At 52.9% G+C, this 13,885-nt stretch carries 16 protein-coding genes; 14 read left to right on the plus strand and 2 right to left on the minus strand.

What is annotated here, in order from left to right; translation table 11 throughout:
* Positions 1 to 24: 24 nt before the first annotated feature.
* The 13 genes from HMPREF3066_RS09520 to HMPREF3066_RS09575 all read left to right on the plus strand — a co-directional run bounded on the left by HMPREF3066_RS09520 (position 25) and on the right by HMPREF3066_RS09575 (position 11,889).
* Entirely contained in the window at positions 25 to 888 is an 864-nt protein-coding gene (locus HMPREF3066_RS09520; RefSeq protein WP_070442476.1) for a DUF1444 family protein, read from the plus strand.
* Positions 889 to 954: 66 nt separating this feature from the next.
* Complete coding sequence (leuB, locus tag HMPREF3066_RS09525; RefSeq protein ID WP_070442479.1) at positions 955 to 2,025, plus strand: 3-isopropylmalate dehydrogenase; 1,071 nt, start codon at positions 955 to 957, stop codon at positions 2,023 to 2,025.
* Positions 2,026 to 2,296: 271 nt separating this feature from the next.
* Complete coding sequence (locus tag HMPREF3066_RS09530) at positions 2,297 to 2,695, plus strand: DUF350 domain-containing protein (RefSeq protein WP_003765161.1); 399 nt, start codon at positions 2,297 to 2,299, stop codon at positions 2,693 to 2,695.
* An 86-nt stretch (positions 2,696 to 2,781) separates the two neighbouring features.
* On the plus strand, positions 2,782 to 3,804 hold the full coding sequence (locus HMPREF3066_RS09535; protein WP_070442482.1) for an SPFH domain-containing protein: 1,023 nt from the start codon (positions 2,782 to 2,784) through the stop codon (positions 3,802 to 3,804).
* A 170-nt stretch (positions 3,805 to 3,974) separates the two neighbouring features.
* Entirely contained in the window at positions 3,975 to 5,495 is a 1,521-nt protein-coding gene (locus tag HMPREF3066_RS09540) for a DUF4178 domain-containing protein (RefSeq protein WP_210385715.1), read from the plus strand.
* Between the two features lie 3 nt (positions 5,496 to 5,498).
* Positions 5,499 to 5,660 carry a hypothetical protein gene (locus tag HMPREF3066_RS13195; protein WP_167333215.1) on the plus strand — a complete coding sequence of 54 codons (162 nt, stop codon included), beginning with the start codon at positions 5,499 to 5,501 and terminating at the stop codon, positions 5,658 to 5,660.
* A complete protein-coding gene (speD, locus tag HMPREF3066_RS09545) occupies positions 5,657 to 6,037 on the plus strand; it encodes an adenosylmethionine decarboxylase (protein WP_039404593.1) in 381 nt (126 codons plus the stop codon). Before HMPREF3066_RS13195 ends, speD begins: the two co-directional genes overlap by 4 nt.
* Positions 6,038 to 6,116: 79 nt before the next feature.
* On the plus strand, positions 6,117 to 7,727 hold the full coding sequence (locus tag HMPREF3066_RS09550) for an NAD(P)-binding protein (RefSeq protein ID WP_070442485.1): 1,611 nt from the start codon (positions 6,117 to 6,119) through the stop codon (positions 7,725 to 7,727).
* A 124-nt stretch (positions 7,728 to 7,851) separates the two neighbouring features.
* Positions 7,852 to 8,292 carry a DNA polymerase III subunit chi gene (locus HMPREF3066_RS09555; RefSeq protein ID WP_019270068.1) on the plus strand — a complete coding sequence of 147 codons (441 nt, stop codon included), beginning with the start codon at positions 7,852 to 7,854 and terminating at the stop codon, positions 8,290 to 8,292.
* A gap of 129 nt (positions 8,293 to 8,421) precedes the next feature.
* On the plus strand, positions 8,422 to 9,243 hold the full coding sequence (locus tag HMPREF3066_RS09560) for an FKBP-type peptidyl-prolyl cis-trans isomerase (protein WP_060974603.1): 822 nt from the start codon (positions 8,422 to 8,424) through the stop codon (positions 9,241 to 9,243).
* 224 nt (positions 9,244 to 9,467) lie between these two features.
* Positions 9,468 to 10,094: a phosphoribosylglycinamide formyltransferase gene (gene purN, locus HMPREF3066_RS09565; RefSeq protein ID WP_070442488.1), complete on the plus strand. Its 627-nt coding sequence runs from the start codon at positions 9,468 to 9,470 to the stop codon at positions 10,092 to 10,094.
* A 37-nt stretch (positions 10,095 to 10,131) separates the two neighbouring features.
* Entirely contained in the window at positions 10,132 to 11,169 is a 1,038-nt protein-coding gene (locus HMPREF3066_RS09570; protein ID WP_060974605.1) for a hypothetical protein, read from the plus strand.
* A gap of 51 nt (positions 11,170 to 11,220) precedes the next feature.
* Complete coding sequence (locus HMPREF3066_RS09575) at positions 11,221 to 11,889, plus strand: DUF3108 domain-containing protein (RefSeq protein ID WP_070442491.1); 669 nt, start codon at positions 11,221 to 11,223, stop codon at positions 11,887 to 11,889.
* Positions 11,890 to 11,950: 61 nt separating this feature from the next.
* Here HMPREF3066_RS09575 and HMPREF3066_RS09580 read toward each other — a convergent pair whose 3' ends face one another.
* Positions 11,951 to 12,778, minus strand: coding sequence for an SDR family oxidoreductase (locus tag HMPREF3066_RS09580; RefSeq protein WP_070442496.1), 828 nt, complete (start codon positions 12,776 to 12,778; stop codon positions 11,951 to 11,953).
* Positions 12,779 to 12,904: 126 nt separating this feature from the next.
* On the opposite strand from HMPREF3066_RS09580, the gene HMPREF3066_RS09585 reads away from it, so the two are divergent.
* The gene (locus HMPREF3066_RS09585; protein ID WP_070442498.1) at positions 12,905 to 13,360 is read left to right on the plus strand and encodes a c-type cytochrome; all 456 of its coding nucleotides are present in this window, start codon (positions 12,905 to 12,907) and stop codon (positions 13,358 to 13,360) included.
* A 194-nt stretch (positions 13,361 to 13,554) separates the two neighbouring features.
* Here the strand turns inward: HMPREF3066_RS09585 and HMPREF3066_RS09590 are convergent, their stop codons facing one another.
* The gene (locus tag HMPREF3066_RS09590) at positions 13,555 to 13,773 is read right to left on the minus strand and encodes a tautomerase family protein (RefSeq protein ID WP_039405535.1); all 219 of its coding nucleotides are present in this window, start codon (positions 13,771 to 13,773) and stop codon (positions 13,555 to 13,557) included.
* Positions 13,774 to 13,885 lie beyond the last annotated feature (112 nt).

Genomic DNA, 13,885 nt, shown 5'->3' on the forward strand with positions numbered 1-13,885 from the left:
TCACACCCTTATTCAGGACACAATATGTCTTTTTTCAGCAGGTTGTTCCGTTCCAAACCCAAATTAATGAACTGGCAGGAATTTGTCGAATACTTTGCCCGTCGTATCCAAGACGAATTACATTTTGAAGTTAAAATCGACTGGGGTGAAGATATTGCTTCTTCGCCTATCATTGTCCATTTTCCCGAAGATAATGAAGCGTCGTTCAGCACATATTTGAGCAGCCATTACACAAGTTATCTGCAAAATCCTGATGCCTTGAATGCCATTGTTGCTGCCAATTTAGCGGTTATCCGTAAGATTCAAGACACTAAAGCCAGCGTTTCAGCACAACAAATTCTTCCGACGATTAAAAATACGATTTATCTGGAAAACACCAGACTGATCGCAAATAAGGACGAAACCGAACCTATCGATTACCTGGTATTCAAACCGATTGCGGGCGATATCATGTTGCTTTATATGGTGGATACGGATGAATCCATGCATACGCTCAACCATGAACATATGAAAGAGGCCGGTATTGAAGATGAAGACGCCTTGTATCGTACCGCCATGGATAATCTGCGCCAACGGATAAATGGACGTGTCCAAATTCATCATGCTGAAGGTTGGTCATTGGCTCAAATTCATTTGGACAACGACTATGATGCCTCCCTGATTTTGCTTTTAGACGAAGTACTTAAAGACGATCCTATTCTGCCCGCCAATCCTGTTTTTGCAGTCCCGGCACGCAACGCCTTGCTCGTTTGCAGCCCGTCCGATGAAGAAGCTTTGCAGGCGATGGCGAATATTACCCTGCAGGCATTTGAAGAATCTGCCTACGCGATTTCTACCCAGCTTTACCAGTACCATAATGGTACAATCAGCGTTTTCAGAGCAAATTGATTTAAGGCCGTCTGACAAACAGGTACCCTACCCTTTACCTAAAACTTTCCCGTAAGGAAACCCAAAATGACCAAACATATCGCCATCCTCCGAGGCGACGGCATAGGCCCCGAAATCGTCGCCGAAACCGTCCGCGTACTCGACAAACTCATCGCCCAAGGCTTGGACGCCAGCTACGAATACGCCCCATTAGGCGGCGAAGCCTACGACGAATACGGCCATCCCTATCCCGAATTCACGAAAAACCTCTGCCGCAAAGCCGATGCCGTCCTGCTCGGCGCGGTCGGCAGCCCGCAATACGACAACCTCGACCGCCCGCTGCGTCCTGAGCGCGGACTATTGGCCATCCGCAAAGACCTGAACCTGTTTGCCAACCTGCGCCCCGCCATCCTCTACCCCGAGCTTGCCAACGCCTCCACGCTCAAACCCGAAATCGTCGCAGGCCTCGACATCCTCATCGTGCGCGAACTCACCGGCGACATCTACTTCGGCGAACCGCGCGGCATCCGCGTTTTAGAAAACGGCGAACGCGAAGGCTACAACACCATGAAATACAGCGAAAGTGAAATCCGCCGCATCGCCCACGTCGCCTTCCAATCCGCCCAAAAACGCAGCAAAAAAGTCTGCTCCGTCGGCAAAGCCAACGTCTTGGAAACCACCGAACTCTGGCGCGAAATCTTTGAAGAAATCGGCAAACAATACCCTGACGTCGAACTCTCCCATATGTATGTAGACAACGCCGCCATGCAGCTCGTGCGCGCGCCCAAACAATTCGACGTCATCGCCACCGGCAACATCTTCGGCGACATCCTCTCCGATGAAGCCTCCATGCTGACCGGATCCATCGGCATGCTGCCCTCCGCCTCGCTGGACGAAAACGGCAAAGGCCTGTACGAACCGTCACACGGCTCTGCTCCCGACATCGCCGGACAAAACAAAGCCAACCCACTTGCCACCATCCTCTCGCTCGCCATGCTGCTGCGTTACAGCCTGAACGACGAAGCCCGCGCGCAACAAGTTGAAAGCGCCGTCCAAAAAGTGCTGCAACAAGGCTTGCGCACCGGCGACATTTACGAAGAAGACACAAAACTCGTTTCCTGCTCCGAAATGGGCGACGCCGTACTCGCCGCCTTGTAAAAGGCCGTCTGAAAACGAGAGTACGTTTTAAGTAAAATGCGCGGAAAATTCCGCGCATTTTTTCAGACGAATTTTATAGCTTTTTGAAGCCTAATCGCAGATGGTGCGGGACAGGTGATGCTCTCATTCCCTCTTCTGCCTCCGCCTGCCTAATAACCCAAAACAAAGCAAAAAACAGTAAAGGTCGTCTGAAACCCTTTTCAGACGACCTTTACTGTTGAAATATGGCATAATCAAAAACATCAAAATTATCTGACAAGGAAACCCTATCGTGAGTATTTCCCTGCCCCAATATCTGCTTTACCTGCAATATATGCTTGCAGGTGTAGCGATGACTGCCGTTTTCGGCGCGGTGTATCTGCGGATTACCCCTGCGGAAGAATTGCGGCTGATTAAAAACGGCAACCTTGCCTGCGCCTTGTCGTTCGGCGGCGCGCTGGTCGGATTTTGTCTGACGCTCGCGTCCAGCATTGCCCACAGCGTCAGTTTCGTCGATTTTATCCTGTGGGGCCTTGCCGCGGCAGTGATTCAGATTTTGGTGTATTTTGCCGCCACGATGATGATTAAAGGCGCAACGGAAGAACTTATCGGCAACAACGTCGCCGTCGGCGCGCTGTTTGGCGCGGTGTCCGTGTCCATAGGTATCTTGAATGCCGCTTGTTTGACCTGATTTTTATAAACAGTTTGCAAAATTTACGGCTGGCCGCATTTCCTCCCCGCTCCGTATTCTCCCATTTTTCAAAATAAGGAACCGCAATGTTCAACTTTATCAAGAAACAGTTTATCGACGTCATCCAATGGCCGAATCCCGACGACAGCCTGCTGATGTGGCGTTTCCCGATTGCCGACGAGGAAATCCAAAACGGTGCGAGCCTGACCGTGCGCGAGGCGCAGATGGCGATGTTTGTCGACGAAGGCGTAACCGCCGACGTGTTCGAACCGGGGCGTTACACGCTCAATACCCAAACCCTGCCGCTGTTGACCAACCTGAAAAACTGGGACAAACTCTTTGAATCCCCGTTTAAATCCGATGTTTACTTTTTCAATACCAAACAACAGCTTGCGCGGAAATGGGGTACGTCGCAACCTGTTACTGTGCGCGATGCCGAGTTCGGCGCGGTGCAGTTGCGCTCGTTCGGCATGTACGCCTACCGCATCAGCGATCCGGCAAAATTCTTCAAAGAAGTCAGCGGCGTAGCGGCAGAATACAGCGGTGTCGAGTTGGAAAACCAGTTGCGCAATATCGCCGTCACCCAACTCGCGGCGGCGTTCGGCAGCTCCGGCATTCCGTTTTTGGATATGGCGGCAAACCAAGTTTTGCTGTCGCAAAAAATCGGCGAACTGCTCGGCGCGGAATTTGCCAAACTCGGCTTGACGCTGGAAAACTTCACCGTCGAAAGCATCACTCTGCCTGCCGCCATCCAAGAAGCGTTGGATAAGAAAATTTCCATGGGTGTCATCGGCGACTTGGGACGCTACACCCAATACCAAACCGCCGAATCCATCCCGCTTGCCGCGCAAAACGAAGGCGGACTTGCCGGAATCGGCGCAGGCTTGGGTGTGGGCGCAGGCGTCGGTCAGGCAATGGCAGGCGCGATGGCGGGCATGATGCAGCCCGCGGCGCAACCGGCAGCACAACCCGCCCAAACCGTTCAGACGGCCTCCGAAGACCCGCAGGCAAAATTGGCGAAACTCAAATCTTTGCTGGACGGCGGTTTGATTGCTCAAGAGGATTACGATAAAGCCAAAGCGGAAGTGTTGAAGCAGTTGATCGGCTGATATTAAAAAGGTCGTCTGAAAACAGATTGAGGGTTTCAGACGACCTTTGGCGGTTCAATCGGTCTATACGGTGAAATCTAGCCGTCGATATTTCGACTTTTAAAACCCAAATCCGTCCCACACTATTGCAAGGTCGTCTGAAACTTCCAACCCACTTCCGAAAAGCAAACATGTCAAACACCCCCTTCTTTAAAACCGACTGCCCGAGCTGCGGCGCGCCTGTCGAAGCGCATTCCGCCTCAGCCGTTACGCTGGTATGCGGCTACTGCAACAGCATGCTGGTGCGGCAGGATGACGGCATCGTCGATTCCGGCCGCGATTCCGCATTGCTGGAAAATTTCAGCCCGCTGCAAATCGGCACAGTCGGTACATTCCTTACGCAACGCTTCACCCTGGTCGGACGGCTTCAGGTGCAATACGACGACGGCGCATGGAACGAATGGTACGTGCTGTTTGACGACGGCAGGACGGGCTGGCTTTCGGAAGCAGGCGATTTGTATGTGATGACCATGCCCGTCGAAACCGACAACCCGCCGCGCTTTGAGGACATTCGGGCGGGATTTAGCGAACTGACTTTCCAAAACAAACGCTATGTCGCCTCAGACGTGCGCCACATCAGCCTGAAACGTGCTGCCGCGCAGGGTGAGCTGCCGTTTGTTTTGAACGAAGACAGTCAGAACAAAGTTGCCGACTGGCGTTGCGAAGACCTTTTCATCACGCTCGATTACAGCGATGAAACACCAGAAACCTTCTTCGGCCGCATGGTGAACTTGGATGATTTGAAGCTGGAAAACACCCGCAGTGAAGACGAAATCAAAGAAAGCGCAGGTCGTCTGAAAGGCAGCATCGCCTCTGAGAACTGCCCCAACTGCGGCTCGTCCGTCCACTGGGTCAGCGGCCTCACCCCCCATCTCAACTGCCCAAGCTGCGGCAGCGAATTGGCAATCGACAAAGACAAAGCCGAACTCATTACCGCCAACGCCATGCGCACCGCGCAGCAAAGCCTGTTTATCCTGCCCGTTGGCAGACAAGGTCGTCTGAAAAACCGCGAATTTTACGTTATGGGCGCAGTCAGATACGCCGAAACCGACGCACAGGAAACATTCGACAACCTGTTTAACGGCGCCAACCGCGTGCTCACGCCCGAAGGCCAATGGTCGGAATATCTGCTTTACAACCCGACGCAAGGTTTCCTGTGGCTGGTCGAATCCGATGACGGCTGGAGCCTTTCCCAAACCCAAAATACATGGCCGCGCCTCGACCGCAACCGCCAACCGCAAGGCTGCGGCAAACTTTACGACTACGGCGGCAGGGTCGAAGTCGCTGCCGGCGCGTTCTACTGGCGCATCCGAAGGGGCGATTTGAACTATTACAGCGACTACCGCGACGGACAAAACCGCAAACTTTCTGCCGAATTGAACACGCACGAAATGGCATGGAGCAAAAGCGTTCCGGTTGATTACAGCGAAGTTGCCGAGGCATTTAGCCTGAGCAGCCGCGCACCGCATTACACCGCAAAAATGGCGGCAGACGGTATTGATAAATCACTGAGAATCGTGATGACCGCCATTTTGGTTGTCGTCAACCTCCCTGCTCTGATAATCAGCGACAATCCTGCCACCCCCTCCGTCATCTTCATAGGAGCCTGGTTAATGTGGACTATGGGCAAAAAAGACGAGGATAAGGATTAAACCATGTCGAGAACCACTTACATCATTTTCAGCACCATCATCATCGTCATCTCCATGATCATCAGCTACGGCTCTTCCGATTCCGACGGTTCACGTATGCACTCCGGCGGCTATTACGGCGGCGGTTATTACGGCGGTAGCGGTTATTCCGGAGGTCATAAATGACCCATATCCCCGGCAACCACGGCCTTTTAGATTTATATGGCTGTGATGAAGCTGTCTTGAAAGACGAAGGTCGTCTGAAAAACGCCCTCAAAACCGCCGCCCAAGCCGCAGAAGCCACCGTTCTCGCCGAACGTTTCCACACCTTCGGCGGCGCAGGCGGCATTACCGGCATCTTACTGCTCGCCGAATCCCACATCAGCATCCACACTTGGCCGGAACACCGCTTCGCCGCCATAGACGCATTTATCTGCGGCGGCATGAAGTTGGAAAGAGTGAAGGAAATATTGTGCAGGGAATTGGCGGCGGAACAGGCCGTTTGGACGATTGCGCAACGTGGCGAAGGAATATTGGACGATATAGAGCCACCAATAGAATAATAAAACCTGTAATGGTCGTCTGAAACCGTCTTAATTTTTTCAGACGACCTATCAGAACCCTAAACCAACATCCAACCCCATGCCGACACGCCGTCAATTCCTCAGTTACACCGCCGCGCTTGCCGCCGCGTCATCTTTTTCTTGGCTGACTTATAACCGCCTCAACCGCAAACCGCCGGTTTCCGTCAACCGCGTCGGGCTGCCGTTGGGGCATTTGTTGCGCGACGGGAAATTGCTCAGCCCGCCGAGCCGCCGTTACGAATGCAATACGCTGATACTCGGCGGCGGTGCGGCGGGGTTGGGGGCGTTGTGGTATTTGGCAAAACACGGTCATCGTGATGTATTGTTGGCGGAAGGGTTCGAGCGCAACGGCAACAATGCCGCCTACGCCGCTTCAGACGGCCTGAAAGCACCGAGCGGCGCGCATTATCTTGCCTTACCGTCAAAAGAGAGCGCGTATGTGCGCGAGATGCTGGCGGATTTTGGTATCTTGCAATCGGACGGCAGTTTCAGGGAAACCGATTTGGTTTACGCGCCCGAGTCGCGCCTTTTGTATCAGGATAAATGGCATGAACACCTGTTGCCGAAGGAAGATGCGGATTCCAAACGTTTTTTTGATTTAATCGGTCGTCTGAAACAGGCTTACGGCAGCGACGGCAAAAAGATTTTCGCCATTCCGATAGCCCTGTCATCGGCAGACGAAACGTGGCGCAAACTTGATAAGTTGACGTTCAAACAATGGCTTGTGCGAGAGGGCTACACCTCGCCCGAACTCTTGTGGTATCTCGATTACTGCTGCCGCGACGATTACGGGCAGGGCATAGCGCAAGTATCCGCCTTTGCCGGACTGCATTACTTCGCCGCCCGCAACAGCGCGGAAACCGTCCTCACTTGGCCCGAAGGTTTGGCGCGCCTTTCCGAAAACCTGCGCCGCCATGCCGGTTTGCAGGAAGGTTGGCAATGGTCGTCTGAAAACCGCATCCGCCTCGAAAAATCCGCTTCTGTCAACGCATCCGCCGTCAAAATCAAACCGCTTTCAGACGACCGTATCGAAGTTTGGCTGCGCGACAATTCAAGCGGTGAAACCGTCGCCCTGACCGCACAACACGTTATCTCCGCCATGCCGTTGATGGTCGCCGCCCGTATCGTCGAAAATCCCGCGCAATACGGGCTGAACATCCCCGAATACGCCCCGTGGTTAATCGCTAATTTCGAGCTGCACAGTTTCCCGAAAGAAAAAAACAACAGCGAAACGGCGTGGGATAACGTCATCTACGGCAGCCAGGGGCTCGGCTACGTCGTCGCCACCAACCAGCTCATCCGCGTCGCCCGCGCCGAGCGCACCATCTTCACCGCCTACGCCGCCCTCAACCACGATACCCCGCAAGCCGTCCGCCGCCAACTGCTCGAAGCCACCGACGAAGAACTGCGCGACTTGGCCGCCAAAGACTTGATTGCCGCCTACGGAGAGGGCTTCTGGCAACACGTTTCCCACGTTGATGTTACGGTGCGCGGACACGGCATGAGTGTGCCGAAAGTCGGTTATCTGAACGATGAATCTTTGTTAAAAATCAGAAACCGAGCGTCAGGCCTGCTGTTTGCCCACAGCGATTTGAGCGGCTATTCGGTATTCGAAGAAGCTTTGTATTGGGGCGCGGAAGCGGCGCGGAAGGTGTTGGAACAGGGCTGACTGCCGCAAAAAAGGTCGTCTGAAAAAACAAAGACAAAAGGTTTGAAATCCAATTCAGGAAGCCCAATAGCCCTTTCAACCCGTTTTCACTATAATCCCCATTTCCCCACCCCACTCCCTCGCCATGCCTAAAGCTACTTTCTACACCCACGCCGCCGACCCCGCCGCCTTCGCCTGCCGCCTGATTGCGCGCGCCATACGCGACGGCGGACAGATATTGGTGTGGTCAGATTCTGCCGAGACCATCCGCCGCCTCGACCGCGACCTTTGGCAGCAAATCCCCGAAAGTTTCATTCCGCACGAAATCTGGCAGCCTGACCAACCCATGTCGTCTGAAACACCCGTATGGCTCGCATTCGGCAACACACTGCCCACCGTACTTGAAAACGCCACCGTCCTCAACCTCTCGCCCGACTTTTGGAACGAAGCCCCTGTCATCCCCGCCCGCGTACTCGAAATCGTAGGCAGCAGTTTGGAAGAACTCGCCGACGCACGCGAACGCTTCAGCGCATACAGAAAAAGCGGCTTTACCATCGAACACCACAATATGACTGGAAAAGCCTGAAACCGAAGGTCGTCTGAAAACAGCTTTACAATCCAAGCCAAAAATTTAAACAGCTTTGATTCCTTTTGAATCAAACTGGGCTATAATCCCGACTTTGTTTTACTGACCCTTTTAAAAGACGAAAACACCATGAACAAAACTTTCAAATTCAGCGCATTGGCAATCGCCGCCGCATTGGCACTGACCGCCTGCGACAAAAAAGACACTAATACACCTCCGGCTGCCTCTGCTCCCGCATCCGCAGCTTCTGCCGCAACAGACGCATCTTCTATCGGCACACCGACCCAACAAGCCAGCTACGCAATGGGTATGGACATCGGCAGATCTTTAAAACAAATGAAAGATCAAGGCGCGGAAATTGATATGAAAGTCTTCATCGAAGCCATGCAGGCTTCTTATGAAGGCAAAGAAAACAAAATGACCGAAGCCCAAGCGCAAGAAGTCATGATGAAATTCCTGACCGAACAACAAACCAAAGCCGCAGAAAAACTTCAAGCTGACGCCAAAGCCAACTTGGAGAAAGGCGAAGCGTTCCTTAAAGAAAATGCAACTAAAGAAGGCGTGAAAACCACCGCCTCCGGCCTGCAATACAAAATCACCAAAGAAGGTGAAGGCAAACAGCCTACCAAAGACGACATCGTCGTTGTCGAATACGAAGGCCGCCTGATTGACGGTACCGTCTTCGACAGCAGCAAAGCCAGCGGCAGCCCTGCCACCTTCCCCGTCAGCCAAGTCATCCCCGGCTGGACTGAAGGCATCCAGCTCCTGAAAGAAGGCGGCGAAGCCACATTCTATATCCCGTCCAAACTTGCCTACCGCGATCAGGCAGTTCCCGGTGGTAAAATCGGTCCGAATTCCACTTTGGTATTCGACGTGAAGCTGGTTAAAATCGGCAAACCCGAAGACTTCCAGCCTGCCCCCGGTCAAGTTGATATCAAAAAAGTCCAATAAGCCCGCGCTTTAACCCAATGCCCGAACCTAATCCGTTTCGGGCATTTTTCATTACAAATCCCCCCCAACTCCCAACTGCCGTTATCTGTTTTCAGGCAGCAATGGTACGGTTTATCCGTTTCAGACGACCTTTGCAAATCCGATTCCCATCCGTATCACGCATAGCATTCCGATTTTATTTTGCTATACAATGACTGCCTGAAAAAAATCGAAAGCCCGACACCATGAAAAACATCGTTATCCTCATCTCCGGCCGCGGCAGCAATATGCAGGCCATCGTCAATGCCGCCATTCCAAACGCCCGCATCGCCGCCGTCCTCAGCAACAGCGCAACCGCCGCCGGACTGGCTTGGGCAGCCGAGCGCGGCATCGCCACCGACAGCCTCAACCACAAAGACTTCCCCTGCCGCCTTGCTTTCGACCAAGCCATGATGGAGAAAATCGATGCCTATCAACCTGATTTGGTCGTCCTCGCAGGCTTTATGCGCATCCTCACGCCCGAATTCTGCGCCCATTACTCAAACCGCCTAATCAACATCCACCCGTCCATCCTCCCCGCCTTCACCGGCCTGCATACCCACGAACGCGCCCTTGAAGCCGGCTGCCGCGTCGCAGGCTGCACCATCCACTTCGTAACCCCCGAGCTGGACTGTGGTCCGATTATCTCGCAAGGCATCGTCCCGATCCTCGACGGCGACACGCCCGACGACATTGCCGCACGCGTCCTGACCGTCGAACACCGCCTTTTCCCGCAAGCTGTTGCCGATTTCGTTGCAGGTCGTCTGAAAATCGAAGGCAACCGCGTATTCAATTCAGAGCGCAACGCCGAAGGACAAACCCTGCTCGCGTAATCCCCGCCTAAGCAGCAGTACCACATAAGGAAAAACCATGAGCCAAAACCAGTTGACCCTTTTGGATATCATTTCCGAATCCGACTACCGTCAACGCCAAAGCAAAGCCATCGATTTATTCAACCAAAGCCTCAAAAACGACCCCGAAACAACGTTGGCATTGTGCAATTTTGTTGTCGGCGACGTACTCAGCAACCAATCCTTTTCTCCCGGTTTCAAGCTGCACTGCCTAAACTGGCTGATCGACCATCACTTGGACCGCTGTGACGAAAGCTACGAGCAGCATCCTGAAGACGACGGCTTTCCCGAAGGCTTCTACGATTTAATCGATTGCCAGTGGAAATTCAAATGGATCATTCCCACTCTTGCCCGCGACCTCTTTCTCGACAAAAAGGAAATCGAGGAAGCGAACGAAACAATGCGCTACCACTATGAAAACATGCGGTTTAGTCTTTCATCATTTTATAAAACCCTGATGCTGCAAAACATCCTGACCGGAGACCACACCGCCGCCAAAGAAAATTTCCAAAAATGGCAGCAAACCGCGACAGACGAATTTTCCGACTGTCCCGCGTGCGAACAGACCGAACAAGTCAACTTCTACCATTTCATCGGACAGTATCAAAAAGCCATCGACGCCGCCCAACCCATCTTAACGGGCGAAATGACCTGTGCCGAAGTGCCGCATATTACCTACCATCCCGCCATCGACAGCATGATACGGCTGGGCAAATATCCCGAAGCAGAGCGTCTTTTGGATGAAGCCATAGACAAAATCAACGCCGAAGAAGACGAAATTTTCGTCCGCCTTATTCCCCTCTTCTCCCAACTGTCTTACAAACTCGGACAGTCGCAACGCGCCCTCGACTTGATGAACCGGCACGGCGACGCCATTATTCAACATGCCCAAAACGACAATATGCTCTATTTGGACTACCTCATCGCACTCTACCCCTTTGACGAAGATGCGGCGCAACATGCCCGCGAGCTTGCCGCCGACTTCGACAAACGCAACGGCAACAGCCATTACCAAAGCCAGATAGAATTTATGTTCGGTTCGGGCAATCTCCAATAAACCAAGCTCGTCTGAAACCCTTTCAGACGACCCAAAACAGGAGGAAATATCATGAAAACACCCACCCTGCTAATCGCCGCCGCCCTCTCCCTAAGCGCCGCAAACGCCTATGCCGCAGGACTACCCCAATCAGCCACCCTGAAATACTCCGGCAGCTACGGCATACCCGCCACCATGACCTTCACACGCAACGGCAACCAATACACCATCGTTTCCAGAATCAAAGTCCCGCTCTACCACATCCGTTTCGAATCCGGCGGCAGCATCAGCGGCAACACCATCCGCCCGAGTTACTATAAAGATGTCCGCGACGGCAAAACCTATGCCGAAGCCAAATTCCGAGGCAATCAGGTTACCTACGGTAAAACAGGCGAGCTGCAAACCGAAACCGTCGGCGGCAACATCAGCGATTTATTCACGCTGGCATGGCAGCTTGCCGCCAACGATGCGAAACTGCCCGCCCGCCTGAGCATCACCAACGGCAAAAAAATCTATCCCGTCAGCGGTATGAGCAAAATCGGCAGCGGCAGCTATACCCTGAACGGCAAAGCCATACCCGTCGAAAAATACCGCGTACAACGCGGCGACGACACTGTAACCTATTCCTTCGCCACCTCCTTGGGCAACATCCCCGCCCAAATCAGCTATACCGACGACGGCAAAACCTACGATTTGAAACTGACTTCCGTCAGCATCAACGGCAAACCTGTCAAACCCTGAAATCCCTAACTAAAAAGGTCGTCTGAAACCATTTTCAGACGACCTTTCTTCTTTCAAAACCCTATTTGAACCACGACTTAATCCGTGCAAACAAAGACATACTCTGTTTCTCAAAATTCTCCGCCTGTGCGGGCACGGGCAGCGTATTGCGGATCACTTTCATACCGGCAAACGTTTGGGCGACGGGCATGATTTCGATGGAGTTGACGTTCATGTGCGCCGGACGCTGATAGAGCCACAAAGCCGTATCCGCAATGTCTTGCGGCCGGATGGATTCGACGTTCTCATAAACCTTTTCCGCCCGCTCGTCATCGCCCTTAAAGCGGACATTGGAAAACTCGGTACCGCCGCACAAACCCGGCTCGATGTTGGTGACGCGGATGTTTTTATCCGCCAATTCCGCGCGCAGGTTCATGCTGAACTGGCGCACAAACGCCTTGGTCGCGCCGTACACATTACTACCCTCGTAGGCATAGCTGCCGGCAATCGAACCCAGATTCATGATATAGCCTTGTTTGCGCTCCGCCATTTGCGGCAGGATTTGGCGCGTTAAGAAAGTCAGACCGACGATATTTGTTTGAATCATGGTTTCCCAATCGCTGAAATCTGCCTTGTCCGCTGTTTCCAAACCCAAAGCCAATCCGGCGTTGTTGATCAGGCAATCGATTTCGGCAAAATTTTCAGGCAGGCTGTCGAGCGCGTTGCGTATCGACTCGGTACGAGAAACGTCCATTTCTAAAGGATAAAACCGCTCGCCCAACTCAGCCGCCAATGCCTGCAGTTTCTCGCTGCGCCGTGCCGCGCCGATAACGAAATAACCGGCTTGCGCAAACGTGCGGCACATCGCCTCACCGAAACCTGCCGAAGCGCCGGTAACCAAAATCGCCATAACTATTTCCTTTCTTTTCTCGTTTTGTAAACCCATTTCAGGTATGATTGCAACTTTTCAGACGACCTCTTCGGACGTCGTCTGAAAAATATGAATAACAAAATACTATCACAGGACACCAAAGCCATGAATACCAAACTCTTCTCAGCAGCGCTGCTCGCTGCCCTGACCCTTGCCGCCTGCGGCGGTGCACCCGCGCAACCCAAAGGTCCGATCTCCGAAGACCGTACCACTGCGTTCAAATCCATGATGCCCGAGTTCTCCAGCATGGGCAAAATGGTAAAAGGCGAAGAGCCTTACGACGTGGAAAAATTCAAGCAGGCTGCGGCAACTTTTGCCGAAAGCAGCAAAAAACCTTTCACCTTCTTCCAATCTGACGACAAAGGCAACGGCCGCGCCCTGCCTGCGGTTTGGTCTGATGCGGCCAAATTCAAAGCCGAAGAGGACAAATTCGCCGCTGCCGTTGAAAAACTGAACGCCGCCGCGCAAACCGGCAAGCTGGAAGAAATCAAAGCCGCTTACAGCGAAACCGGCGCAAGCTGCAAATCCTGCCACGACACCTTCCGCGCTCCGGAAGAATAAGCCGCTGTGCAGAAACACAAAAAGGTCGTCTGAAATCCGGTTTCAGACGACCTTTTGAGTTTCGATGAACAGGAAAAAAGTCATATCCGAACATTGCGGACAAGTATCCCAAACCGGCTTTTTGTATCGCTGTCATTTCCTTTTTCGCGCAGACGCAAGCTGATATGACGGCATCTATTCCCGATAAGGCGCGCTTATCCCGATTTTTGCGCTTTGGCGCGGCGCACGGTAATGCTTTCACCCCCGATACCCCAGTTATCCATGTCCACTTCATCAATGACGACGACCGTGGTCTGCGGATTTTTATTCAACACACGGGCAAGCAGCTCGGTAACACCGCGGATAAGCTCGGCTTTCTGTTCGGCACTCGGAGCCTCGCTGCCGCCCGTTACCTTGATATTGACGTAAGGCATCATTGTCCTTTCTGAAAATGTAGTAAATTCAAATAAACCGATTCATACCGTCCTTTGTGCTCCCGCCTGTGCAGGAAGAGAAATATAGTGGATTAAATTTAAACCAGTACGG

Source organism: Neisseria sp. HMSC03D10 (genome assembly GCF_001807625.1).
In the GTDB taxonomy this organism is placed as follows: Bacteria; Pseudomonadota; Gammaproteobacteria; order Burkholderiales; family Neisseriaceae; genus Neisseria; species Neisseria mucosa.